We start from the raw sequence: 24,224 nt of genomic DNA, 5'->3' as shown, positions 1-24,224 counted from the left end.
TATTTCAGACCATGAGTCTGCCCCCCGGTTTTCTGGATGAACTGAAGACCCGCACGAGCCTGAGCCAGGTCGTGGGGCGCAAGGTCATGTGGGACCAGCGCAAGTCGAACCAGGCCAAGGGCGATCTCTGGGCGCCGTGCCCCTTCCACCAGGAAAAAAGTGCGTCTTTCCACGTCGATGACCGCAAGGGCTACTATTACTGCTTCGGCTGCCACGCCAAGGGCGACGCGCTGAGCTTCGTCCGCGAGACCGAGAATGTCGGCTTCATGGAGGCGGTCGAGATCCTCGCCCAGGAGGCCGGTCTGCCGATGCCGGCGCGCGATCCGCGCGCGCAGGAAAAATCCGACCGGATGAGCGAGCTCGCCAAGGCCAACGAAGCCGCGCTGCGCTTCTTCCGGATGCAGCTCAAGACCGGTGCCGCAAGCGCGGCGCGCGCCTATCTCGCCAAGCGCGGCCTGACCGAGCCGGTGCAGGACCGCTTCGAGCTGGGCTTTGCGCCCGACGGCTGGCAGGGGCTCTGGGATCATCTGAAGGGGCAGGGGATCGCGCCCGACCTGATCCTCGAGGCGGGGCTGGCGCGTCCCTCCAACAAGGGGCGCGAGCCTTACGACACCTTCCGCAACCGGATCATCTTTCCGATCCGCGATCCGCGCGGGCGTGCGATCGCCTTCGGGGGCCGCGCGATGGACCCGAACGACAACGCCAAATACCTGAACTCGCCCGACAGCCCGCTCTTCGACAAGGGCCGCACGCTCTACAACCACGGTCCTTCCCGCGAGGCGGCCGGGAAGGGCCAGCGCCTGATCGTGGCCGAGGGCTATATGGACGTGATCGCGCTCTCGGAGGCGGGCTTCACCGCCGCGGTGGCCCCGCTCGGCACGGCCGTGACCGAGCACCAGTTGGCGCATCTCTGGCGGATCAGCGACGAGCCGATCATCGCGCTCGACGGCGACAAGGCGGGGCTCAACGCCGCCTACCGGGTGATCGACCTGGCGCTGCCGCTTCTCGAGGCCGGGAAGTCGCTGCGCTTCGCGCTGATGCCCGAGGGCAAGGACCCCGACGATCTCTTGCGCGCCGACGGGCCCGAGGCGGTCGCCGCGGTGCTCGATGGCGCGCTGCCGATGGTCAAGCTTCTCTGGAAGCGCGAAACCGAAGGCCGGGTCTTCGACAGCCCCGAGCGCAAGGCGGCGCTCGACAAGGCGCTGCGCGACAAGCTCAAGCTGATCCGCGATGCCTCGCTCCGCGGCCATTACGGCCAGGACATCAAGGACCTGCGCTACGACCTGTTCCGCGGCGGGCGACCGGATACCCGTGCAGGGCAGGGCGGCGGAGGCCGCGCGCGCGGTCCCTGGCGGCCCAAGGGCGCGCCACTGCCGCCGCAGCCGGTCACCAAGGCCTCGCTCCTGGTCGCCGCCGGGGACGAGGCGCAGACGCGGCTCCGCGAGTCGGTGATCCTGGCCGCGGTGCTGACCTGCCCGGCTCTCATCGAGGAGTTCGAGGGCGATCTCGAAGCGATGACCTGCTCCGATCCCGACCACGCCAGCCTGCGCGACGCCTTTCTGCGGCACGCGCCCAAGGACGCGCCGAGCGCCCGGGAGGTCGCGGAGGCCGCGATCGGACCGGGTGGGGTTGAAAGCTTGCTCGCCGCACGCCATGTGGCGGTGGTGCCATGCATCCGTCGCTCCGGCGACACGTCCATGGCGCGCATGACCGTCGCCGAGGAATTCGCAAAGCTCGAAGCCGCCCGCGGGCTCGAGGCCGAGATCCGCGAGGCGGTCGAGGATTTCGAGGCGCTCCCCGAAGAGCATCTCACCTGGCGCCTCGGTGAGGCTGCCGAAACCCGCAACCGCGCGCTCCGCGCCCAGCAGGGCGAGGACGCAGATTTCGACACCGGTGCCAATGGCGCCCATATCGATCGCGACGAACGCAAGCTTCTCGACGCGATGATTGAAACCATCGACTTCGCACGGAAGCGAAGATGAGTCTTTCCGTCCATGACAGGCGGAAAAGTGCATGTTTACTAGCTGGACGGGTGGCCGAATCACACTACTTCGCCCATGATTCGTCGCTAACGAATCGCCCGCCCACGGGGACCGCCCCCTGAGAGGAGCTTTTGATGGCAGCCAAGGACACCGAAGACGCGAAGCCCGAGGATCGCGACGACGAGGTCTCGCTCGATTTGAGCCAGGCCAAGGTCAAGAAGATGATCGCCGAGGCACGCGAACGCGGCTACATCACCTATGACCAGTTGAACGAGGTTCTTCCCCCCGATCAGGTCTCCTCCGACCAGATCGAGGACGTGATGTCGATGCTCTCCGAAATGGGCATCCAAGTCACCGAAGACGACGAAGAGGCCGAGGAAGAAGAGAACAAGGGCTCGACCGAACTGGTCGAGACCAAGCGCGGCGATGTCGCGATCTCGAGCGGCGGCGCCGAGAAGCTGGACCGGACCGATGATCCGGTGCGGATGTATCTGCGCGAGATGGGCTCGGTCGAGCTTCTGAGCCGCGAGGGCGAGATCGCCATCGCCAAGCGGATCGAGGCCGGACGGAACACCATGATCGCGGGGCTCTGCGAAAGCCCGCTGACCTTCCAGGCGATCACCATCTGGCGCGAGGAACTTCTGTCCGAGGACATCCTCCTGCGCGACGTGATCGACCTCGAGACGACCTTCGGCAACCAGATGGGCGACGACGAGGAGATCGGCGAGACCGTCGTCGATTCCGACGCGTCCTCTTCCTCCCGCAAAAGCTCGGACGAGCCGGACTACGACGCGGATGGCAACCCGATCCGCAGCGACGACGACGATGACGAGGACGATCAGGCCAACATGTCGCTGGCCGCGATGGAAGCGGCGCTGAAGCCGCGCGTTCTCGAGACGCTCGACCAGATCGCGCAGGATTACGAGACGCTGGCCAGCATGCAGGACAGCCGCATCTCGGCCACGCTGAACGAGGACGGCTCGTTCAGCGACGAGGACGAGGCGCTCTACCAGAAGCTCCGCTCCGAGATCGTGCTCCTGGTGAACGAGCTTCACCTGCACAACAACCGGATCGAGGCGCTGATCGACCAGCTCTACGGCATCAACAAGCGCATCATGTCCATCGACAGCGCGATGGTGAAGCTGGCCGACCAGGCCCGCATCAACCGCCGCGAGTTTATCGACGAGTATCGCGGCCGCGAGCTCGATCCGAACTGGATGGACCGGATGGCCGAGAAGCCGGGCCGGGGCTGGCAGATGTTCATCGAGCGCTCCGCCGACAAGGTCGAGGAACTGCGCGCGGACATGGCCCAGGTCGGCCAGTATGTCGGTCTCGACATCTCCGAGTTCCGCCGCATCGTCCAGCAGGTCCAGAAGGGCGAGAAAGAGGCGCGTCAGGCCAAGAAGGAAATGGTCGAGGCGAACCTGCGCCTGGTGATTTCCATCGCCAAGAAATACACGAACCGCGGCCTGCAATTCCTTGATCTTATTCAGGAAGGTAATATCGGCCTGATGAAGGCCGTGGACAAGTTCGAGTATCGTCGCGGCTACAAGTTCTCGACCTACGCGACCTGGTGGATCCGCCAGGCTATCACCCGCTCGATCGCGGACCAGGCCCGCACGATCCGTATCCCAGTCCACATGATCGAGACGATCAACAAGCTCGTGCGCACCGGTCGCCAGATGCTGCACGAGATCGGTCGCGAGCCCACGCCCGAGGAGCTGGCCGAGAAGCTGCAGATGCCTCTCGAGAAGGTCCGCAAGGTGATGAAGATCGCCAAGGAGCCGATCTCTCTCGAAACGCCCATCGGGGACGAGGAAGACAGCCAGCTCGGCGATTTCATCGAGGACAAGAACGCGATCCTGCCGCTCGACAGCGCGATCCAGGAGAACCTCAAGGAAACTACCACGCGGGTTCTCTCGTCGCTCACCCCGCGCGAGGAGCGGGTGCTGCGGATGCGCTTTGGCATCGGCATGAACACCGACCACACGCTCGAAGAGGTCGGCCAGCAGTTCAGCGTGACCCGCGAACGGATCCGCCAGATCGAGGCCAAGGCGCTGCGGAAGTTGAAGCATCCGAGCCGGTCCCGGAAGCTCAGAAGCTTCCTCGATCAGTGATTGCGAAAGGCGGCCCTCGGGGCCGCCTTTTTCGTTACTGCCCAAGTGCTTTTCGGAAGACTTTCATGCATCACGTGAAGTGCGCTCTGGCGGCTCTCGCTACGGTCGCAGCGGGGCCTGTCACCGCTGCCTGTTTCGGACCCGGCACCGATCTCTTCCACTGCACCACGACCAAAGGCGAGAAAGCGCTCGACATCTGCTTGCAGGACGCCGTCGCCTATTACCGGTTCGGAGCGGTCTCCGGACCCGCGGAGCTGCTTCTGGCGGATGCGGCCACTGACGTCGCCATGGCGCCGTGGCCGGGCATCGGGAGGACGATCTGGGAAGAGCTCACCTTTGCCAACGGTCACTATTCCTACACCGTGCATTACGGGATCGAGCGCACACCCGACGCGCCGCCACCGATGGGCGGCGTGATCGTCCGAAAAGGCGACGAGGTCATCGCCTCTGTCGACTGCGACCCGGGCAGTCTGACCAGCCATGATTTCTACCCGCTGTTTCAGGCAAAGGAGGCCGCAGGCCAGGTCTGGTGCCGCGACGACGGCACGTGGCGCGCAGGTTGCGACTGAGCGCTCAGGCGTTCCGGATGAAGCGGATGATTGCGCGGAGGCCAAAGAGCATCAGGATGCCCGCCGCGATCAACAGGACGATCTCGACCCGGGTCAGTTCGCCGAAGAAGCGGCTGAACAGCGCGCCGATTTCCTGCCCGGCCCCGACCAGCAGGAATCCCCAAAGCGCCGCCGAGATCATTGTGATCGGCGTGTAGATGCGCCCCCGGATCTGTGTCGCGGTGGCCAGCATCACCGGAGCGATGGTCCGCGCGCCGGGAATGAACCGGAAGATCGCCGCCAGAAGGATCGGACGGGCGAGGAAATGCCGCGTCAGCTTCTGCGCCCAAGGATGCGAGACCGCGCGCAGGACCCGCGGGTGGTCCTTGAAATACCGTCCGAGCCAGAAGGTCACCGTATCGGTCGTGAAGCCCCCGGCCGCCGCGGCGGCGACGGTGCCCCAGAAGGGCAGAAGGCCGCGATGGGCAAGCACGCCACCGGTCAGGGCGGCGGTGTCGCCCTCGAACATGCAGCCCAGAAAGACCGCGATCAGCCCGTATTCGACGATCAGTTCTTCGATCATGGCCTTTCTCTCCGGCGATAGGGTGCACGCGCGATTGACGCCGCAGCCACAGCCGCTAGCTCACTGGCATGCCTGATTTTCGCACGACCTGCCAGATCCACGCCGCGGTCTTCGCCGCGCTCTTCCTGTCATACCTGCTGTTGCCGGGATTGCCGCTCGCGGCCTTCACGCTGGACGCGCCCCCCGAGGCGCGGTTCCTGGCGCGCCGCGCGGCCTTTGTGTTCCTGGGGCTCGCGGCGCTTTTGATGCTCACCCGGAACGCGCCGAAATCGGACGCGCGACAGGCCATCGCGATCGGGCTCGTGGTGATTTGGGTCGGGCTGGCGATCTCGGGCATTCAGGGCATCCTTCGGGGCATCGCGGGCTGGACGGGCTGGTTCACGGTGGTGGTCGAGCTTGGTCTCGCCGCGCTGTTCCTGCCGCATCTGGGCTCGGGGCGCCACGACGACAGGCCGTGACGCCAAAGCCGGTCAGTTGACGGGCATCACGAAGACTTCCTGCACATTGGCGCGCGGGTCGGCCCCAAGCGCGAACAGCACCGAGCGCGCGATGTCCTCGGGCTGGAGCTTGTCGGGCTTGCCTTCGTCGAAGAACGGCGTGTCGACCATTCCGGGCGCGATCACCGTGCAGCGTCCGCCGAACTCGCGCATTTCCTCGGCCAGGTTGCCGCCATAGCCGTGCACGAACCACTTGGTGGCCGAGTAGACCGACCCCTTGATGTGGCGCCGTCCGGCGGCCGAGCCGGTCAGAAGCAGGTGGCCCTTGCTCTCCTTGAGATGCGGCATCGCGGCCTTCACGGTCCAGAGCACGCCCATGACGTTGATCCGGATCAGCATCTCCCATTCCTCGGGGTCACCCGCATCGGTGCCGCCCGCCGAGAGCCCGGTGCCCGCGTTCGCGAACACCGCATCGATCCCGCCATTGATCTCGGCGAAGGCCGCCATCGCCTTTTGCACCTCACCCAGGTCGGTCACATCGCCGGGCAGGGCGGCGGCGTTGCCATCGCCCAGCTCCGAGACGAGCGCGTCGAGCTTGTCCTTGGAACGCGCGAAGAGGCCAACCTGCCAGCCTTCGGCGACTGCCTGACGCGCGGTCTCTGCGCCGATGCCGCTCGATGCGCCGGTTATGAAAAGTGCCTTTTTCGCCATCGTGATGCTCCAATGCTCGGGTTCTCTATCCCAACGCCGCGAGACCGGGATTTGTGCCATCGGGGTGAAATTGACGTTTTCGCAATGTCGGGATTTTGAAGATGTTAAGGGAACTCAGATATAATCGCCGGGTTGTGTCCACACTGCCAACAAGGATCACACCCATGCGTCGCCTCTTTCTTTTCGCCGGTCTGCTCAGCTCAGTCGCTGCCGCTGCCTACGGGGCGGTCGGCATCCTGGCACCGGTCGAACCGACCATCATCCGCATCGAAGTCAGCGCCGATCGCCTGGCCGAATGTCGCGAAACGCTGGCGCAGGTGGCCAGCATGCCGGTCGTCGCAGACAATGGTACGCCCGCGCTCTTCGACATCTCTCCCGATCTTCCGCAGGTCGCCTGCGTTCTCGAAGGTAGCTGATCGCACCGTTTTCGCCTTAGCTCGCGCGTCGGAAACCGAATGAAAGCGCGCGGTAACATGCGAAGACTGGCGGAACTTCACGCGCGCTCCATGTATTCGACATGAGAGGACCCGACTGACCGGGTCGCAGCAAAGGCGTGATCGAGATGAGTGAGACCCGGGAAGACACCGGAGATGATGGCTATCGGGAAGCGGAGGAAAGCTCCGAACCGGATCGCAAACTCTATTCCCGCGAAGAGGCGATGCAGATCCGCAAGCATCGCTCGCTCTCGCCACGGGCGGTTTACGAGGTCGTCAATCTGGAGGGCCGCGAAGAGATCGGCCGCCCCCTAAGCTCGCTCTGGTGGTCGGGGATCGCGGCGGGCATTGGCATTTCCGCCTCGGTGCTGGCGGAAGGCATCCTTCACGTGTCCTTCGAAGGCAGCCCCTACCAGGTGCCGATCGAGAATATCGGCTACACGATCGGCTTCATCCTCGTGATCCTCTGCCGGGTCCAGCTTTTTACCGAGAACACCATCACGGTCGTCCTGCCGGTCCTCAAGGATCGGTCCTGGGCGATGCTCGGCTGCGCCGCGCGTCTCTGGGCCATCGTCTTCGCGGCCAACATGGTCGGCACCTTCGGCACCTCCATCCTGACCGCGCATGGCGGCACGGTGCCTCCGGAGTTTGTCGAGGGCATGCTGGCGATCTCCCATCACTACGCGGACTACAACGCGTGGGAGGCGTTCAAATACGGCATCCCGGCCGGGTTCTTCATCGCCGCGATCGTCTGGATGATGCCGTCCTCCGAAGGGTTCGAGATCTTCCTGATCTTCGTCTTCACCTATCTCATCGCGATGGGCGAGTTCACCCACGTGGTCGCGGGCTCGAAAGAGGCGTTCCTCTTGGTCATAACGGGCGACATCACCTGGGCGAAATGCATCTTCGGGCTGATCCTGCCGACCTTCGTCGGCAACGTCCTGGGCGGCACGGGCCTCTTCGCGCTCCTGGCCTACGGGCAGGTCGCGCAGGAGATCGACCCCCAGCAGAAAGCCCGCGAGCGCACGCAGCGTTCCTGATGCCGCAGCGCTCCTGATCGCGAAAAAAAGCGCCCCCGAGAGACTCGGGGGCGCTTTTTCTATCTCTTGGCGTCGTTTGCGCGGCGTCAGTCCTCGAGGTGGTCGGCGCGCTTCTTCTCGACCAGGCCCAGCTCTTCGGATTTGCGCGCCTTGAAGCGCTCGCCATAGCCTTCGATCTCTTCCTCGGGGATGACCTCGCGGGCGCGACCGAACACGTCCTTCTCTTCCTCTTCCATGTGATGCTCGTATTCATGGCGGAGCGTGTTGAACTTGTTCAGCCAGCCGGACGAGGACATGTCCATCTCGTGCAGCTCCTCCATCAGGTCGTCGAGCTCGGCATGCTCCTCGACCGAGTGGCGGGCGGCATCCTGGCCCCAGGTCTTCGACATCAGCTTCGAATAAAAGGTCTCTTCTTCCGCGGCGGCGTGGCTCTTGACGTCGTTGAAGAACTCGGACCAAGCCGCGCGGCGCTCTTCGCTGTCACCGGTCGTCTCGGCGATCTTCTTGAGAAGCGCGCGGTGGGTGTCGTGGTCGGCCTTGATGGCATCGTAGATGGACATTGGAATCTCCGTAGAACTGCACTCCCGACGCCGGGTTCGGCGACCGAGCGCTCCTCTTCGGCACATCGCAGCTGCGGCTGTCGATGCGGGTGAGGGAGACCCGGAACGGTGAGCAGAAGGATGGGCCATCGAGACGCGGCGTCCGGCATGCGGGGCTCGGGCACGAGGTAAGAGCCCCTCACCCCGCATGCGGCGCTGAGCACCAAACGTGTGGCGCCCGATAAGGTTCCGGGCGGATGGGCGTTTTTCTGTGCGGCGCGGTCTCAGGCCCGGATCGGGCCGGATCAGGGAAGCGTGGCGAGCCAGAGCCAGGTGGTGAAGACCGACAGCCCGGTCGCGATCAGGACCGAGGAGGCCGCGACGCGCTTGGCGCAGCCATACATGTTGGCGAAGACATAGGCGTTCACCCCGGGCGCCATCGCGGCGGTGATGACCGCCGAGCGGAAGGGCTGCGGCGCCAGCCCGAAGCTGTGGCCCAGGGTCCAGGTGATCGCCGGATGGACCACCAGCGTGACCACGCAGACGAAGCCGATGATGCGGAAATCCCCGTCCGGGCGATAGCGGAAGAGCACGCCTCCGAGCCCGAAGAGCGCGGCGGGGAGTGCGGCGCGCACCATCATGTCGAGCGCCGCCTCGACGGGCGCGGGCAGGCCGAGGCTCAGGATGTTGAACGCGGCGCCCAGGAGGATGCCGATCACCAGCGCGTTCATCAGCATGGTCTTCAGGACCTGCTGCACGAGCTTGATGCCGCCGGTGCCGCGGGCGCGCACGATCTCCATCGCGGTGATGCCGATGCCGTAGCAGATGGGGGAGTGCAGGGCGATGATGGCGAAATTCGCCTCGAGCGCGCTCTCGCCATAGGCGCGCTCGGTGATCGGCAGGCCGAGAAGGACGGAGTTGGCGAAGAGGCAGCAGAAGCCGATGGCGACGGAATCCTCCCAAGGTCTGCCGAAGAGGAACCGTCCGGCCAAAAGACCCAGCGTGAAGCCGGTGACCGAGCCGGTGTAGAAGCTGACGAGGAGCGCGGGGTCGAACCCGGCGCTGAGGTCGAGCGACCAGATCGCCCGGAAAAGCAGGCAGGGGATGGCAAATTTCTGGGTGAAGACCATCAGCCCGTCGACCGCGCTGTCGGCGAAGAGCCCGCGCCAGACCGCGACATAGCCCGCTCCGATCAGGATGAAGACCGGCAGGATGACCTCGATCAGCGCCTGCACGGTAACCGGTCCGCGAGAGACGGGGTGCGCCGCGCCTTCTGCGCGTCGCCGGGGGGGCGCCGGTGCGGGGGCCCGGGCGGCGTCCCGGCGGGGCGCGTAGCGGAGAGCGGGGGAGGCGTATTTGGAAAAAGAAGAAGCGACCGGGGTGGGACGGGATGAGGGGCGTTCGGCGCGCATGGCCGTCACGCGCCGTGCACGATGACCATCCCGTCATAGGCGGGCGTGATATGGTCGGGGGTCTCGGCGTCGAGCGTGGCGTAGTCGAGATCGATGTGCATGTTCGTCAGCACCGCGCGGCGGGGAGCGACGCGGGCGATCCAGTCGAGCGATTGCGCCAGGTGCGAATGGGTCGGGTGCGGGTCGCGGCGGAGCGCGTCGAGGATCCAGCAATCGAGCCCGTCGAGCGCCGCCCAGCTCTCTTCGGGGATCTGCGCCACATCTGGAAGATAGGCGAGATCGCGGATGCGGAAGCCGAGCGCGTCGATGCTGCCGTGATGGACGAGAAAGGGCGTGAAGGTGATCTCGCCCCCGGCGCCGTCGACGGTGACCGGCCCGTCGATGCGGTTCATGTCGAGGATCGGCGGGTAGGAGCTGCCCTCGGGCTGGATGAAGGCGTAGCCGAAGCGCTCGTAGAGCGCGGCCTCGGTGGGGGCGTCGGCCCAGACCGGCAGGCGCTTGCGCATGTTGAAAACGATCATCCTCAGATCGTCGATGCCGTGCACGTGGTCGGCATGGGCATGGGTGTAGATCACCGCGTCGAGCCGTCCGACGCCCGCGTCGAGAAGCTGCGCGCGCAGGTCGGGCGAGGTGTCGATCAGGACCCGGGTGATCCCGTCCGCGCTTTCCTGTTCGACGAGGAGCGAGCAGCGGCGGCGCTGGTTCTTCGGGTCTTCGGGATCGCAGGCGCCCCAATGGCCGCCGAGCCGCGGCACGCCGCCCGAAGAGCCGCAGCCCAGGATGGTGACGCGCAGCTCGGGCGTCATGCGGCCTCCCAGGCGGCGGCCTTGGCGAAGAGCCGCTCGAAATTCGCCTCGGTGGCGGCGGCGAACGCGTCATAGGAGAGGCCGAAGACCTCGGCGCCGACCTTGGCGGTGTGGACCGTGTAGCCCGGCTCGTTGCGCTTGCCGCGATAGGGCGGCGGGGCGAGATAGGGGCTGTCGGTCTCGACCAGGATGCGCTCGAGCGGCGCGCGGGCGAAGATGTCGCGCAGCTCCTGCGATTTCGGGAAAGCGGCGATGCCGGACATCGACAGGTAGAAGCCCATCTCGAGCGCGGCCTCGGCCAGGCGCGCGCCCGAGGAGAAGCAGTGCATCACGCATGTGTAGGGCCTGGCGCGGTAGCCCTCGGCCAGGATCGCCTCCATATCCTCGTCCGCGGCGCGGGCATGGATGATGAGCGGCAGGCCGGTCTCCTGCGCCGCCTCGATATGGATGCGGAGCGAGCGCTGCTGCAGGTCAGCGCTTTCGGCGGTGTAGTGGTAGTCGAGACCGGTTTCACCGATGCCGACGAATTTCGGATGCGCGGCGAGGGCGACCAGCGCGTCGGCCGAGGCCATCGGTTCCTCGGCGGCGCTCATCGGGTGGGTGCCCGCGGCGTAGAAGACCGGGTCATGCGCCTCGGCGATAGCGCGGACCGCGGGTTCGGACCGGAGCCGCGTGCAGATCGTCACCATCCGGTGCACGCCGCCCTCGACGGCGCGGGCGATTACCTCGGCGCGCGTGTCGTCGAAATCGGGGAAATCGAGATGGCAGTGGCTGTCGGTGATCCGTGCGGTCATCATGGGGCCGAATGTTGGTTCGGCCCCGGTATCTAGGAGGCTCGGGGGAGAATCAAGCCGCGCTCAGCTGCGACCCCGGGACGCAAAGCGGGGCAGCATGGCCGAGAAGTCGCGGCCCTTGCCATCCTCTTCCTCGACAAAGCGTTCGTAGAGAGCGCGGGCGGCGGTGCCGAGCGGCGTGTCGGCATCGGCGGCCTCGGCCGCGGCTTCGGCGAGGCGGAGATCCTTCAGCATCAGCTCCGCGGCGAAGCCCGGCCGGTAGTCGTTATCGGCGGGGCTCTGGGGTCCGACGCCGGGGGCGGGGCAGTAGGTGTTCAGAGACCAGCTCTGGCCCGAGGAGGTGGAGGCCACGTCGAACATTGCCTGCCGGTCGAGGCCCAGCTTGTCGGCGAGCGCGAAGGCCTCGCAGGTGACGATCATGGTCGCGCCGAGGATCATGTTGTTGCAGATCTTCGCCGCCTGGCCGTTGCCCGCCGGGCCGCAATGCACGGCCTTCTGGCCCATGATGTCGAAGAGCGGCTTGGCGGTGTTGAAGGCGGTGACCTGACCGCCGACCATGAAGGTCAGCGTGCCCTTGTCGGCGCCGCCGATGCCGCCCGAGACCGGCGCGTCGAGCGCTTCGAGACCGGCGGCAGCGGCGTCTTCGGCGACGGCGCGCGCGGTCTCGACATCGACCGTCGAGCAGTCGAGAAGCACCGCGCCCTCGCGCATGGCCGGGATCACCTCGCGCGCGACGCGCGAGAGGATCTCGCCATTGGGCAGCATGGTGATGACCACGTCCGCGCCTGTCGCGACATCGGTCGCGCTCTGGCGCACGGAGACGCCCGCGACGGTGACCGAGGCGGTGTCGAAGCCCTCGACCTCGTGGCCCGCGGCGGCGAGGTTACGGGCCATCGGGCCGCCCATATTGCCAAGGCCGATGAATCCGATCTTCATGAGGGCGTCTCCTGTGTCAGGTCGTGAAATGCGAGCGAGGCCTCGCGCACCGGCTGGAGCAGGCGCGCTGTGTCGGTCATCGGCACCTTGTCGGCGGCGTGCCGCCAGGACGGCGACTGGTCCTTGTCGATGATGCGGGCGCGGATGCCTTCGAGGAAATCGCCGTGCTCCATCGCGCGATGGGTGAAGCGATATTCGAGGTCGAGCGCCTTGCGGATCGTGGGCGTGCCCGCGCGCAGGCGGTGGATCGTCTCAAGCGCGACGGCCATCGAAAGCGGCGCGTTGCGCGAGAGCGCCTTTTCGGCGCTGCGCGCGAACTCGGTGTCCGAGGCCTTCAGCGCGTTCAGGACGTCGCGCAGGGTCTCGCCCCCGAACAGCGCGTCGATCTCGGGGCGCTCCACGGCCAGCGTGCCCTCGGGGGGCGCCTCGGCGGCGGCGGCCAGCGCGTCGGTATCGCCGGTCTCGATCAGCGCCGCGGTGACCGCGTCCCAGCGGTCGCGTGGCACGAAGACATCGGCGAAGCCCGCAAGGATCGCGTCGGCGGGTCCCATGCGCGCGGCGGTGAGGCCCAGATATTCTCCGAGCCGCCCGGGCGCGCGGGCCAGCAGGTAGCTGCCGCCCACATCCGGCACGAGACCGATCGAGCATTCCGGCATCGAGATCTGCGAGCTTTCGCAGACCACGCGATGCGAGCCGTGGCAGCCGACACCGACGCCGCCGCCCATGGTGAAGCCGTGAAGCAGGCTGACGACGGGCTTCGGGTAATCCGCGATCAGCGCGTTCAGCCGGTATTCGTCGCGCCAGAACCGCCGCCCGTATTCGTAATCGCCCTTGGTGCCGGTCGCGTACATCTCGGCGATGTCGCCGCCCGCGCAGAAGGCCTTGTCGCCCGCGCCATCGAGGATCACCAGTGAGACCGTGTTGTCCTCGAGCCAGCCGAGGAGCGCCTCTTCTATGGCGAGGCACATCTCGTAGGTGAGCGCGTTCAGCGCCTTCGGGCGGTCGAGCGTGATGCGGCCCGCGCGGCCCTCGGTCCGGATCGAGATGTCGCTCATGCGGCCTCCAGAAGCTTGCGGGCGACGATCAGGCGCATGATCTCGTTGGTGCCTTCGAGGATCTGGTGGACCCGCAGGTCCCGCACGATCTTCTCGATGCCGTAATCGGCGAGATAGCCGTAGCCGCCATGCAGCTGCAGGCAGTGATCGGCGACGCGGCTCCCGGCCTCGGTCACGAATTTCTTGGCCATGGCGCAGAAGCGCGTGGCGTCCGGCGCGCCCTGGTCGAGCTTCCAGGCGGCCTGCCGCAGGAAGGTTCGCGCCGCCTGCAGCTCGATCTCCATATCGGCCAGGCGGAACTGCAGCGCCTGGAACTGGTCGAGGCTCTGGCCGAAGGCGCGGCGTTCGCCCATGTAGTCGAGCGTCGCGTCGAGCGCCGCCTGCGCCGCGCCGAGCGAGCAGGCCGAGATATTGAGCCGCCCGCCATCGAGGCCCGCCATGGCATAGGAAAACCCGCGCCCCTCTTCGCCGAGCAGGTTCTCGGCCGGGACCGGGCAGGCGTCCATCTGCACCTGCCGGGTCGGCTGCGCGCGCCAGCCCATCTTGTCTTCGAGACCGCCAAAGCTCAGCCCCTCGGCGCCGTCCTCGACCAAGAAGGCAGAGACGCCCTTGGGCCCGTCGCCGCCGGAGCGCGCCATCACCACATAGGCGTCCGCATACCCGCCGCCCGAGATGAAGGCCTTGGTCCCGGTCAGCCGCCACCCCTCATTGGTGCGCTCGGCGCGGGTCTTCAGCGCCGCCGCGTCCGAGCCCGAGCCCGGCTCGGTCAGGCAATAGGCGCAGAAGGTCTCCATCGACACGAGACCGGGCAGGGCGCGCGCCTTCATCTCGGCCGAGCCGAAGCGGTCGATCATCGCCGCGCACATGTTGTGGATCGAGAGGAACGCCGCGACCGACGGGCAGGCCATCGACAGCGCCTCGAAGACCAGCGTGCCGTCGAGACGGCTGAGCCCGCTGCCGCCTGCCTCTTCCGAGACGAAGAGCCCGCCGAAGCCGAGCGCGGCCAGCTTGCCCCAGAGTTCGCGGGGGATGGTGCCCTCGGTTTCCCATGTGCGGGCGTGGGGTGCGATCTCGGCCGTGCCGAACTCGCGTGCCATGTCAAAGATCGCGGCGCTTTCCTCGCTCAGCGCGAAATCCATGTGTCTCCTCCCAGAACCGTCGGCGTCGGGACAGGACCATGGCCGCGCCCGCGTTGCAAGTTGTACTGCGATGGCGCAGAACCAAGGTCACCTGCCTCGCGATAGGAGGGACGCGATGAAAATCGGCATCGGAGCGATCACCCGGCGACGTCCGGCGATGTTCGCGCGACTTCTGACAAGCTTCGAGGGGCTGGAGCGCCCCGACGGCGCGGAGCTGGTCTTCCTTTTCGCCGAGAATGACAGCGCGCTTACCGTAGAGGAGATCGTGGCCGGATTCCGCGGGCGGGTGCCCGAGGAGGTCGCGCTCGAGCTGGAGCCCGAGCCGGGCATTCCCTTCGCGCGCAACAAGGTGCTCGACATGGCGCTGGCGCGGGACTGCGATTTCCTGACCTTCGTCGACGACGACGAGATGGTGACGCCCGGCTGGCTCAAGGCGCTTCTGGGCGCGGCCGAAAGCCGGGGTCTCGACCTGGTCGGAGGGCCGATCCGGCTGGTGGCGCCCGAGGACGCGCTCGATTTCTGGGAACGTGCGGCGCTCGATCACGCGGTCGAGCGCATGGAAAAGCGCGCGTCTTCGCGTGCGAAGGAGGTGAAGAGCGGGCGGGAAGGCCGCTCGCCGGTCTACACCAACAACTGGCTCGGGCGGCTGTCGACGGTGCGCGCAAAGGGGCTGAGGTTCGACGAGACCCTGCGCTACACCGGCGGCTCGGACACCCGCTTCAGCCGCGACATGACGGCGGCCGGTGGCAAGGTCGGCTGGGCGCCGGACGCCTGGACCATCCAGCCCGAGCCGAAAAAGCGATTGGGGCTGCGCTACATCTACGACCGGGCGCGCGATCAGGCGATCAACGCCATCCGCCTGCGCGACCGGCCCGCCTGGCGGGTTCTGGCGACCGTGCCCTTCCGTCTCCTGGATTTCCCGCTCCTGCTCATCGCCGCGCCGGTCCTGCGGGGGCGGGCGGCGGCCAAGGCGGCCTACAAGGCGGGCGTCATGGTGGGCCGCATCCGCGCCGTGACGGGTGCGCGCTCGGCGCATTACGCCCCGGGCACCGAGGCGGTCCATACCGAAGAGACGGACCGTCAAAGCCCGTCGTGAAACTCCTCGATCAGGCTTTCGACCACGGCGCGCATCTGCCCGTCATGGTCTTCGCCACGCTCGCGCGCCGCGGCCAGGACCGCGCGCTGGCGGGTGGTCGAGGTGCCGACATGGGCGACCTCCGAGGCGCGCTCCAGCTCGGCGCGGCAGTCCAGCGCCTCGGCATCCTCCTCGACGAGCTCGATCAGCTCCTCGGTGAGGCGCCGGAAGGGCACGATGGCCTGCGCGCCGAAATCGATGAGGCCGCGCTCGGTGCCGTAGCGCTGCGCGCGCCAGCGGTTCTCGGCGATCAGGAACGGATCGTAGACGCGCCAGCGCTGGTTGCGTGACCGGAGCCGCCAGAGCATCCGCAGGATGCACTGGTTCAGCGCCGCGAGCATCAGCGTGTCCTCGATCCGCGGCTGCACATCCATGATCCGCGTCTCGAGCGTCGGGAAGCGGGCCGAAGGGCGCAGGTCCCACCAGATCTTCGAGCTGTCCTCGATCAGCTCCAGGTCGATCAGGATCTGCACCGTGCGGCGGTAATCCTCCCAGTTCTGGAACTGCGGCGGCAGGCCGGTGCGGGGCAGGTTGTCGAAGACCGAGATCCGGTAGGACGCCATGCCGGTGTCGTCGCCCTGCCAGAACGGCGAGGAGGCCGAGAGCGCCAGGAGATGCGGCAGGAAATAGGTCATCTGCCGCATCAGGTCGGCGCGCAGCGTGTCGCTGTCGAGCCCGACATGGACATGCATCCCGCAGATCAGCATCCGCCGCACGATCGAGCCGAGATCGCGGTTCAGCGTCTCGTAGCGATCCTTCTGGGTGTGGCGCTGCTGCTTCCAATCCGCAAGCGGGTGGCAGGAGGCGGCGATGGGCGCCACGCCGAATTCGCGGGCGCAACGGGCCACCGTGGCGCGGAGATGCTTCAGCTCGCCCCGCGCCTCGCCCACGGTCGCGCAGACCTTGGTGCCGATCTCGATCTGGCATTTGAGGAATTCCGGGCTGACCTGATCCTCGAGCTCGGCGCTGCACGCCTCCATCAGCCCGTCAGGCGCCTCGCACAAGGCCATCGTCTCGAGATCGACGAGAAGGTATTCCTCCTCGATCCCGATGGAGAAACTGGGATCGCTCATGGCCCCAGACTGGCAGACCCGGGGCCGCCGGTCCATGCCCGAGGTCTCAGGCGGCGGTTTCCAGCAGATCCTCGATGGTCCGCTCGGGCTGGCCGAGGATATCGAGCAGCGCCGCCGGGTCCTCCTGCACGGTCACCAGCATCTCCGGGACCGACGACCAGTAGCGCTCGTAGAACTCGGCCAGCTGGCGGCCGGGCTTCGACGCCACGAGAATGCCCGCGATCATCTCGGCATGGCTGCGCGGCATCAGGCTCGCGACCCGGGTGTGGAAGCTCATCAGCTCGGCATAGGAGATGCGGTGATCGGTGACGTCGCGCATGTCGAGAAGCTGCGTCTGCCCGGGCCGGAAATCGGGATGCGCGAGATAGGCTTCGAAGACGCGCGCGATCTCGGCAATCTCGAGACTGCCGTGGTGGCGCACGTAGCACAGCCCGCGACGGGCGAGGATACGGAACTCGGTCGGCACGCAGACAAGTCCAGCGGTCATGAAAAAGGGGCGCCCGACTGAACGGACGCCCCGGTTTTACCAAACGGTAAGATTTAGTCCATGGCCTTGAAGTTGAACGCCGCCCCGTCCTTGATCCCCGAGAACCACCGCGCCGTCACGGTCTTGGTCTTGGTGTAGAAGCGGAAGGCGTCGGGGCCGTACTGGTTCAGGTCGCCGAAGGCCGATTTCTTCCAGCCGCCGAAGGTGTGGTAGCTGAGCGGCACCGGGATCGGGAAGTTGATGCCGACCATGCCGACATTGACCCGGTGCGCAAAGTCGCGCGCAGTGTCGCCATCGGCGGTGAAGATCGCCGTGCCGTTGCCATAGGGGTTGTCCATGGTCAGCTTCAGCGCGTCCTCGTAGGTTTCGGCGCGCACCTGGCTCAGGACCGGGCCGAAGATCTCTTCCTTGTAGATCTCCATGTCCGGCGTGACGTGGTCGAAGAAGGACGGACCGACGAAGAAGCCGTTCTCGTAGCCCTGCAGCGAGAAGCCGCGCCCGTCGACCACGAGATCCGCGCCCTGGTCCACGCCCGAGCCGATCAGCTTCTCGATGCGCTCCTTGGCGGCGGCGGTGATGACCGGGCCGTAATCGACCTCTTCCTCGGCGGTGTAGGGGCCGACCTTGAGCTTCTCGATCTTCGGGATCAGCCGCTCGCGCAGAACCTCGGCGGTCTCCTCGCCCACCGGCACGGCGACCGAGATCGCCATGCAGCGCTCGCCCGCGGCGCCGAAGCCCGCCCCCACGAGAGCGTCCGCGGCCTTGTCCATATCCGCGTCGGGCATGATGATCATGTGGTTCTTGGCGCCGCCGAAGCACTGGGCGCGCTTGCCGTTAGTCGCCGCGCGTCCGTAGATATACTGCGCGATCGGCGTCGAGCCCACGAAGCCCACCGCCTGGATGGTCTCGTTGTCGAGGATCGCGTCGACGACCTCCTTGTCGCCGTTGACGACCTGCAACACGCCATCGGGCAGACCGGCCTCTTTCAGTAGCTCGGCGAGCCTGAGCGCGGTCGAGGGGCAGCGCTCGGAAGGCTTCAGGATCATCGCGTTGCCGCAGGCCAGCGCCGGGGCCATCTTCCAGAGCGGGATCATTGCGGGGAAGTTGAAGGGCGTGATGCCCGCCACGACGCCCAAGGGCTGGCGCATCGAGTAGAGATCGATCCCCGGGCCGCCATCGTCGGTGAACTCGCCCTTGAGCATCGCCGGCGCGCCCATGCAGACCTCGACCACCTCGAGACCGCGCTGCACGTCGCCGCGCCCATCGGGCAGCGTCTTGCCGTGCTCGCGGCTGACCAGCTCGGCCAGCTCGTCCATGTGCTCGTTGATGAGCTGGCCGAACTTCATCATCACCCGCGCGCGGCGCTGCGGGTTGGTCGCGGCCCAGCCCTTCTGGGCCTCGGCGGCGCGCGCGACCGCGTCGTTCAGCTCGTCCACGGTGGCCAGCGGAACCTTCGCCTGCACTTCGCCGGTGGCGGGGTTCATCACGTCCGCGAAGCGGCCCGAGCCGCCCTTGACCTGCTGGCCGTCGATATAATGCGTCAGTTCCTTCATGGCGGTCTCCTCCATCCGAAGATTGATCGTTGGGGGGCAACCTAGTCTTGCAGCGGTGCAGGGAACAGGGGCATGTTCTCAAAAAGGCTTTGCAGGAATTCAGGTGCCGGCAGGATGCAGGACTGGGACGACATGCGGATTTTCCTCGCCACCGCGCGCGGAGAGAGCCTGTCGGCCGCCGGTCGGGCGCTCCGGCTCGACCCGGCCACGGTCGGCCGCCGCATCCAGCGGCTGGAGCACGCGGTCGGCGCGCCGCTCTTCGCCAAGTCGCCGCAGGGATACGCGCTGACCGAAGCGGGGGCGCGGCTTTTGTCCCATGCCGAAGAGGCCGAGCAGGCGATGCAGGCGGCGACCGATGCCGTCGCCGGGGTGGACGAGGGGCTCTCGGGCCAGATCCGCATCGGCGCGCCCGATGGCTGCGCGAATTTCCTACTGACGCAGGTCTGCGCGCGCATCGCCGCCGCCAATCCCGGGCTCGACATCCAGATCCTCGCCCTGCCGCGCGTGGTGAACCTCTCGAAACGCGAGGCCGACATGGCCGTCGCCGTCTCGGCGCCCACCGCCGGTCGGCTGACCGTGCAGCGGCTCACCGACTACAAGCTGCATCTCGCTGCCCACCGCACCTATCTCGAGGCCCATCCCCCCATCGCCACGCTCGCCGATCTCTCGGCCCATGCGATCGTCGGCTACATCCCCGACATGATCTTCGACAAGGAGCTCGATTACCTCGCCGATCTCGGGCTCGACCGGGTGCGGCTCGCGTCGAACTCGGTCTCGGTGCAGCTCCAGATGCTGCGCGCCGAGGCCGGGGTGGGGATCGTGCATGATTTCGCGCTGCCCGCCGCGCCCGAGCTGGTCCGCATCCTGCCCGAGGCGCTGTCGCTCAGCCGCAGTTTCTACCTCGTGCGCCATGCCGACGACCGGCGGCTCGACCGGATGAACCGCTTCGCCGCGCTCCTGACCGAGGAGATCCGCCGGGAGGTCGCGAGACTCGAAGGTCTGACTTGACAGATCGGCCCGCTCCCGCCGACCTTTCAAGTAAGACAGGTTGAATTCACGCACGGGAGGGCTCGACATGCAGGTCCATCACATTCTCAAGAACAAGGCCGATGACGGCGTCGTCACGGTTCCGCCGGGCACCAGCCTGCGCGAGGCCGCCAAGATCCTCTCAGAGCGCCGGATCGGTACCGTCGTCATTTCGGCGGACGGGATCGAGGCGCAGGGCATCCTGTCCGAGCGCGACATTGTGCGCGTCCTGTCGATGCGCGGTGCGGCCTGCCTCGATACCAATGTCGACGACGTGATGACCAAGAGCCTGCAGACCTGCACCCGGACAGATCAGGCCGACGCGGTGCTCCAGCGCATGACCGATGGCCGCTTCCGCCACATGCCGGTGGTCGAGGACGGCAAGCTCGTGGGGCTGATCACGCTCGGCGACGCGGTCAAGGCCCGCCTGACCGAACTGGCGGCCGAGAAGGACGCGCTCGAGAGCATGGTGTCCAACTCCTGGTAACCCCGTGGCAGGCCCGGAAAATCTTCGGGCTTGCACTGCCTTGCGCAATATTGTTGCGTTACGCCCAACTTGAAAGGGAGGGCGCCGCCCCATGCGTATCGGTCTCTATCCGGGCACGTTCGATCCGATCACGCACGGGCATATCGACATCATCCGGCGCGCCACGGTCCTTGTCGACCGGCTCGTGATCGGGGTTGCGATCAACCGCGACAAGGGCCCGCTCTTCGATCTCGAAGAGCGCGTGGCGATGATCGAAGCCGAATGCGTTAGCCTGTCCGAGCAGACCGGCACCGAGTTGGTGGTGACCCCGTTCGAGGGGCTTCTCGTCGAGACCGCCCGCGATCTCGGCGCGCAGATCATCATCCGCGGCCTGCGCGCGGTCGCGGATTTCGAATACGAGTTTCAGATGGTCGGCATGAACCGTGCGCTCGATACCAAGATCGAGACCGTCTTCCTGATGGCCGAGGCCCGGCACCAGGCCATCGCCTCGCGGCTGGTGAAAGAGGTCGCGCGGCTCGGCGGAGACGTGTCGAAATTCGTCACGCCACCGGTCCGCGCGGCGCTCAAGAAGAAATACGGCTGAACGGCAAAACGCGGCACCGTTTCCGATGCCGCGCCAATCCTTGAGTGAGCGCGCGATTGTATCGCGCCGCGTGCCAATCGCCTTTACGCGTTCCAGGCCTTGTCCGTGCCGCCCAGACCGCCCTCGAGCACACGCGTCGGCAGACCGATCCGGTCGAGCACGGTGAAGAAGGGCTTGGGATCCAGTTCCTCGACATTCTTCATGGTCTTGGCGTCCCAGTCGCCTTCAGCGATCAGGATCGCGGCGGCGACCGGCGGCACGCCCGCGGTGTAGGAGATGCCCTGGCTGCCCACCTCTTCGTAGGCTTCCTTGTGGTCGGCGACGTTGTAGACGAAGACCTCGACCTCTTCGCCGTCCTTCACGCCCTTCACCAGATCGCCGATGCAGGTCTTGCCGGTGTAGTTCGGCGCGAGGCTCGCGGGATCGGGCAGGCAGGCCTTCACCACTTTCAGCGGCACGACCTCTTGCCCCTCGGCGGTGGTGACCGGCTGCTCGGAGAGAAGGCCGATATTCTTCAGGACGGTGAAGACGTTGATGTAGTGATCGCCGAAGCCCATCCAGAAGCGCACGTCGGCCTCCGGGTAGTTCGTCGCCAGCGAATGCACCTCGTCATGGCCGGACTGGTAGGCGCGCTGGCTGCCCACGACCGGCAGGTCCCAGTCGCGGCCCGAGGCGAACATCGTGGTTTCCTTCCACTGGCCGTCTTCCCAGTAATAGACGACGCCGGTGAACTCGCGGAAATTGATCTCCGGGTCGAAATTCGTCGCGAAATACTTGCCGTGTGACCCTGCGTTGATGTCGACGATGTCGATGCTCTTCACCTCGTCCATGTACTCGTCGATGGCGAAGCGGGCGAAGGCGTTCACCACGCCCGGATCGAAGCCCGCGCCGAGGATCGCGGTCACGCCCTTTTCCGCGCAGAGATCGCGCTTCTTCCACTCGTAATTGGCATACCAGGGCGGGGTTTCGCAGATCTTGTCGGGCTCTTCGTGGATCGCGGTGTCGATATAGGCCGCGCCGGTGGCGATGCAGCCGTCGAGCACATGCATGTTCACGAAGGCCGTGCCCACGTTGATGACGATCTCGGCGCCGGTCTTGCGGATCAGCTCGGCCACGGCGTCGCTGTCGGTCGCGTCGACCGCATGGGCCTGGAACGGGCCGTCGACCTTCATCGCGCCCTTCTCGTGAACGCTGGCGATGATGTCGTCGCATTTCGACTTGGTCCGCGAGGCGATGTGCAGATCGCCCAGGATGTCGTTGTTCTGCGCGCATTTATGCGCGACGACCTGCGCGACGCCACCGGCGCCGATGATGAGCACGTTCTTCTTCAAGGCAGACTCTCCCTTCTGTTCAGGCACCGCGGCTCAGGAGAGCGCCGCGGCGAAATCTTCGTAACCGAAATCGCGGACCAGCCGCTCGGTCCCGTCCTCTTCGCGGATCGCGATGGCGGGCATCTTCACACCGTTGAACCAGTTCTTCTTGACCATCGTGTAACCGGCCGCGTCCTGCATGCTCAGCCGGTCGCCGGGTTTCAGCGCCTCGGGAAAGCGGAACTCGCCGAAGATATCGCCCGCGAGGCAGGACTTGCCGCAGACCATCCACTCCTCGGGACCGTCATTGGGCGCCATCTTGGCGCTCTCGCGGTAGATTAGGAGATCGAGCATATGCGCCTCGATCGAGCTGTCGACGATGGCGAGGTTCTTGCCGTTGAAGAGCGTGTCGAGAACCGTGACCTCGAGCGTGGTCGAGCGGGTGATCGCCGCCTCGCCGGGTTCGAGGTAGACCTGCACCTCGTTCTGACCGGCAAAGCGCTTCAGCCGCTCGGCGAGCCTCTCGAGCGGGTAGCCCTCGCCGGTGAAATGGATGCCGCCGCCGAGGCTGATCCACTCCATCTTCCGGATCAGGTGCCCGAAGCGCTGCTCGATCATGCCGAGCATCGCGTCGAAGCGCTCGAAATCGGCGTTCTCGCAGTTGTTGTGGAACATGAAGCCGGTGACGAGATCGGCGACCGGCTCGATATCCTCGGGCGCGTGCTCGCCCAGCCGCGAGAAGGGGCGCGCCGGATCGGCCAGGTCGAAGCCCGAGGTCGAGACGCCGGGATTGACCCTGAGCCCGCGCACATGGCCCTGGCTGACGCCCTCGAAGCGGCGCAGCTGACCGGCGGTGTTGAAGATCACCTTGTCCGAGTTCGCGAGGACCTCGTCGATCTCGTGATCGGCCCAGGCCACGGAATAGGCATGGGTCTCGCCGGGAAACTTCTCGCGCCCGAGCTTCACCTCGAAGAGCGAGGAGGACGTGGTGCCGTCCATGTAGTCGGACATGAAATCGAAGACCGACCAGGTGGCGAAGCACTTCAGCGCCAGAAGCGCCTTGGCGCCGGATTCCTCGCGGAGCCAGGCGATCTTTTCCATGTTGGGACGAAGCCGCGCCTTGTCGATCAGGTAGTAGGGGGTCTGCAGCATGGGCCAACCTCCGGGGGCGTGCGTGTTGAACGGGTGGTATAGGGATTAGCGCCGGTGGTCACAAGCCGCGCGCTCAGGTCTCCTGCAACTCCGGCAGCATCGCCCGGATCTCGCGGATGCGCGAGGCCGGGGCGGGATGGGTGCCGAGGATCTCGGGGCCCCGGTCACCGGCCACGTCCTCCATCCTCTGCCAGAAGACCGCCGCCTCTTCGGGGTCGAACCCGGCCTCGGTCATGGTCACGAGCCCGAGCCGGTCCGCCTCGAGTTCCTGGTTGCGCGAATAGGGCAGGGCGAGCCCATAGCGCAGGCCGAGCCCCAGCGCCGCCATGATCTCGCGGTCGAACTGGATGTCGGATTGCGCAAGAAAGAAGGCCACCAGCGTCTCGATGATCCCCTGCGCGCGGGCATTGCCCATCCTCTCGCGCGGATGGTCGGCCTGAAGATGGCCGATCTCGTGACCGATCACCGCCGCAAGCTGCGCCTCGGTTTCGGCCACCTCGTAGATGCCGCGGAAGATGCCGATCTTGTTGCCGGGAAGCGCGAAGGCGTTGATCCGGTCGGTCTCGAACGCGGCGACCTCCCAGGCGTCGGGGTTCTGCCCCGCGGCCCGGAGCATCTCGGCCGAGAGCTCCTGCACCACCCGCGCAAAACGCGCATCCTGCGTGACCGGCGTCTCACTGTGCACCTCGGCCCAGGCCTGTTCTCCCATCGCCGCCGCCTCGGCCTCGGACACCAAGACCGCCGCCTCGTCGCAGCCCGCCGTTCCGAGCGGCAAGGCGAGGGCCGCGCCCTGCAGGAGAAAGCGGCGGCGTCCCATCGGCGCATGGCAGAGGCAGGGCAAGGGCAGTTCCTTTCGCAGCGGTTCACAGCCGAACCCGCGCGGGC

Annotated in this window: 25 protein-coding genes; 10 read left to right on the top strand and 15 right to left on the bottom strand. The window is 66.6% G+C overall.

What is annotated here, in order from left to right; translation table 11 throughout:
- Nucleotides 1-11 precede the first annotated feature (11 nt).
- The 3 genes from dnaG (at nt 12) to ACFQ4E_RS12230 (ending at nt 4,668) form a co-directional block, all read left to right on the top strand.
- On the top strand, nt 12-1,982 hold the full coding sequence (gene dnaG / locus ACFQ4E_RS12240; RefSeq protein ID WP_386803929.1) for a DNA primase: 1,971 nt from the start codon (nt 12-14) through the stop codon (nt 1,980-1,982).
- 134 nt (nt 1,983-2,116) lie between these two features.
- A complete protein-coding gene (rpoD, locus tag ACFQ4E_RS12235; RefSeq protein WP_386803928.1) occupies nt 2,117-4,099 on the top strand; it encodes an RNA polymerase sigma factor RpoD in 1,983 nt (660 codons plus the stop codon).
- A 65-nt stretch (nt 4,100-4,164) separates the two neighbouring features.
- On the top strand, nt 4,165-4,668 hold the full coding sequence (locus tag ACFQ4E_RS12230; RefSeq protein WP_386803926.1) for a hypothetical protein: 504 nt from the start codon (nt 4,165-4,167) through the stop codon (nt 4,666-4,668).
- Nucleotides 4,669-4,672: 4 nt separating this feature from the next.
- Here the strand turns inward: ACFQ4E_RS12230 and ACFQ4E_RS12225 are convergent, their stop codons facing one another.
- Nucleotides 4,673-5,230 (bottom strand): DedA family protein, encoded by a 558-nt coding sequence (locus ACFQ4E_RS12225; protein WP_386803924.1) that lies wholly within the window; start codon nt 5,228-5,230, stop codon nt 4,673-4,675.
- A gap of 68 nt (nt 5,231-5,298) precedes the next feature.
- On the opposite strand from ACFQ4E_RS12225, the gene ACFQ4E_RS12220 reads away from it, so the two are divergent.
- Complete coding sequence (locus ACFQ4E_RS12220; RefSeq protein ID WP_386803922.1) at nt 5,299-5,688, top strand: hypothetical protein; 390 nt, start codon at nt 5,299-5,301, stop codon at nt 5,686-5,688.
- Nucleotides 5,689-5,700: 12 nt separating this feature from the next.
- Here the strand turns inward: ACFQ4E_RS12220 and ACFQ4E_RS12215 are convergent, their stop codons facing one another.
- Complete coding sequence (locus ACFQ4E_RS12215) at nt 5,701-6,378, bottom strand: SDR family oxidoreductase (RefSeq protein WP_386803920.1); 678 nt, start codon at nt 6,376-6,378, stop codon at nt 5,701-5,703.
- A 164-nt stretch (nt 6,379-6,542) separates the two neighbouring features.
- Between ACFQ4E_RS12215 and ACFQ4E_RS12210 the strand changes: the two genes are divergently transcribed.
- Together ACFQ4E_RS12210 and ACFQ4E_RS12205 are read left to right on the top strand one after the other, a co-directional pair.
- Nucleotides 6,543-6,794, top strand: coding sequence for a hypothetical protein (locus ACFQ4E_RS12210; RefSeq protein ID WP_386803918.1), 252 nt, complete (start codon nt 6,543-6,545; stop codon nt 6,792-6,794).
- Nucleotides 6,795-6,940: 146 nt separating this feature from the next.
- Nucleotides 6,941-7,852 carry a formate/nitrite transporter family protein gene (locus tag ACFQ4E_RS12205; RefSeq protein ID WP_386803916.1) on the top strand — a complete coding sequence of 304 codons (912 nt, stop codon included), beginning with the start codon at nt 6,941-6,943 and terminating at the stop codon, nt 7,850-7,852.
- Nucleotides 7,853-7,938: 86 nt separating this feature from the next.
- On the opposite strand, the gene ACFQ4E_RS12200 is transcribed toward ACFQ4E_RS12205, so the two are convergent.
- From ACFQ4E_RS12200 to ACFQ4E_RS12170, 7 genes are all read right to left on the bottom strand, one after another.
- On the bottom strand, nt 7,939-8,412 hold the full coding sequence (locus ACFQ4E_RS12200) for a hemerythrin domain-containing protein (protein WP_386803914.1): 474 nt from the start codon (nt 8,410-8,412) through the stop codon (nt 7,939-7,941).
- Between the two features lie 284 nt (nt 8,413-8,696).
- The gene (locus ACFQ4E_RS12195; protein ID WP_386803911.1) at nt 8,697-9,626 is read right to left on the bottom strand and encodes an AEC family transporter; all 930 of its coding nucleotides are present in this window, start codon (nt 9,624-9,626) and stop codon (nt 8,697-8,699) included.
- A gap of 182 nt (nt 9,627-9,808) precedes the next feature.
- On the bottom strand, nt 9,809-10,609 hold the full coding sequence (locus tag ACFQ4E_RS12190) for an MBL fold metallo-hydrolase (protein ID WP_386803909.1): 801 nt from the start codon (nt 10,607-10,609) through the stop codon (nt 9,809-9,811).
- Nucleotides 10,606-11,406 (bottom strand): TatD family hydrolase, encoded by an 801-nt coding sequence (locus tag ACFQ4E_RS12185; RefSeq protein WP_386803907.1) that lies wholly within the window; start codon nt 11,404-11,406, stop codon nt 10,606-10,608. Before ACFQ4E_RS12185 ends, ACFQ4E_RS12190 begins: the two co-directional genes overlap by 4 nt.
- Nucleotides 11,407-11,466: 60 nt before the next feature.
- Nucleotides 11,467-12,339, bottom strand: a complete 873-nt coding sequence (mmsB, locus tag ACFQ4E_RS12180) for a 3-hydroxyisobutyrate dehydrogenase (protein ID WP_386803905.1) — start codon at nt 12,337-12,339, stop codon at nt 11,467-11,469.
- Nucleotides 12,336-13,394, bottom strand: coding sequence for an enoyl-CoA hydratase/isomerase family protein (locus tag ACFQ4E_RS12175; RefSeq protein ID WP_386803904.1), 1,059 nt, complete (start codon nt 13,392-13,394; stop codon nt 12,336-12,338). Before ACFQ4E_RS12175 ends, mmsB begins: the two co-directional genes overlap by 4 nt.
- Nucleotides 13,391-14,533 (bottom strand): acyl-CoA dehydrogenase family protein, encoded by a 1,143-nt coding sequence (locus tag ACFQ4E_RS12170; RefSeq protein ID WP_386803902.1) that lies wholly within the window; start codon nt 14,531-14,533, stop codon nt 13,391-13,393. The genes ACFQ4E_RS12175 and ACFQ4E_RS12170 overlap by 4 nt, the downstream gene beginning before the upstream one ends.
- Nucleotides 14,534-14,648: 115 nt before the next feature.
- Here ACFQ4E_RS12170 and ACFQ4E_RS12165 point away from each other — a divergent pair, with 115 nt between their 5' ends.
- Entirely contained in the window at nt 14,649-15,629 is a 981-nt protein-coding gene (locus ACFQ4E_RS12165; RefSeq protein WP_386803900.1) for a glycosyltransferase, read from the top strand.
- On the opposite strand, the gene ACFQ4E_RS12160 is transcribed toward ACFQ4E_RS12165, so the two are convergent.
- Genes ACFQ4E_RS12160 through ACFQ4E_RS12150 form a run of 3 tightly spaced genes read right to left on the bottom strand, consistent with a single transcriptional unit; the run spans nt 15,614 to nt 18,781 of the window.
- Nucleotides 15,614-16,741, bottom strand: coding sequence for a carboxylate-amine ligase (locus ACFQ4E_RS12160; protein WP_386803898.1), 1,128 nt, complete (start codon nt 16,739-16,741; stop codon nt 15,614-15,616). The two genes, ACFQ4E_RS12165 and ACFQ4E_RS12160, sit on opposite strands and share 16 nt — an antisense overlap.
- Before the next feature lie 46 nt (nt 16,742-16,787).
- On the bottom strand, nt 16,788-17,228 hold the full coding sequence (locus tag ACFQ4E_RS12155) for a hypothetical protein (RefSeq protein WP_386803895.1): 441 nt from the start codon (nt 17,226-17,228) through the stop codon (nt 16,788-16,790).
- 53 nt (nt 17,229-17,281) lie between these two features.
- Entirely contained in the window at nt 17,282-18,781 is a 1,500-nt protein-coding gene (locus tag ACFQ4E_RS12150; RefSeq protein ID WP_386803893.1) for a CoA-acylating methylmalonate-semialdehyde dehydrogenase, read from the bottom strand.
- Between the two features lie 114 nt (nt 18,782-18,895).
- On the opposite strand from ACFQ4E_RS12150, the gene ACFQ4E_RS12145 reads away from it, so the two are divergent.
- The 3 genes from ACFQ4E_RS12145 to coaD all read left to right on the top strand — a co-directional run bounded on the left by ACFQ4E_RS12145 (nt 18,896) and on the right by coaD (nt 20,877).
- Nucleotides 18,896-19,789, top strand: coding sequence for a LysR family transcriptional regulator (locus ACFQ4E_RS12145; RefSeq protein WP_386803891.1), 894 nt, complete (start codon nt 18,896-18,898; stop codon nt 19,787-19,789).
- 67 nt (nt 19,790-19,856) lie between these two features.
- Complete coding sequence (locus ACFQ4E_RS12140; protein ID WP_386803888.1) at nt 19,857-20,294, top strand: CBS domain-containing protein; 438 nt, start codon at nt 19,857-19,859, stop codon at nt 20,292-20,294.
- 91 nt (nt 20,295-20,385) lie between these two features.
- A complete protein-coding gene (gene coaD, locus ACFQ4E_RS12135; protein WP_386803886.1) occupies nt 20,386-20,877 on the top strand; it encodes a pantetheine-phosphate adenylyltransferase in 492 nt (163 codons plus the stop codon).
- An 83-nt stretch (nt 20,878-20,960) separates the two neighbouring features.
- Here coaD and ACFQ4E_RS12130 read toward each other — a convergent pair whose 3' ends face one another.
- From ACFQ4E_RS12130 to ACFQ4E_RS12120, 3 genes are all read right to left on the bottom strand, one after another.
- Entirely contained in the window at nt 20,961-22,208 is a 1,248-nt protein-coding gene (locus tag ACFQ4E_RS12130; protein ID WP_386803884.1) for a saccharopine dehydrogenase family protein, read from the bottom strand.
- A 33-nt stretch (nt 22,209-22,241) separates the two neighbouring features.
- A complete protein-coding gene (locus tag ACFQ4E_RS12125) occupies nt 22,242-23,336 on the bottom strand; it encodes a carboxynorspermidine decarboxylase (RefSeq protein ID WP_386803998.1) in 1,095 nt (364 codons plus the stop codon).
- A gap of 76 nt (nt 23,337-23,412) precedes the next feature.
- Nucleotides 23,413-24,180, bottom strand: coding sequence for a M48 family metallopeptidase (locus tag ACFQ4E_RS12120; protein ID WP_386803882.1), 768 nt, complete (start codon nt 24,178-24,180; stop codon nt 23,413-23,415).
- Between the last annotated feature and the right edge of the window lie 44 nt (nt 24,181-24,224).

The organism is Litorisediminicola beolgyonensis, from assembly GCF_042679605.1.
In the GTDB taxonomy this organism is placed as follows: Bacteria; Pseudomonadota; Alphaproteobacteria; order Rhodobacterales; family Rhodobacteraceae; genus Litorisediminicola; species Litorisediminicola beolgyonensis.
Note: the sequence above shows the minus strand (reverse complement) of the source record. Positions and strands in the feature narration are given on the sequence as shown.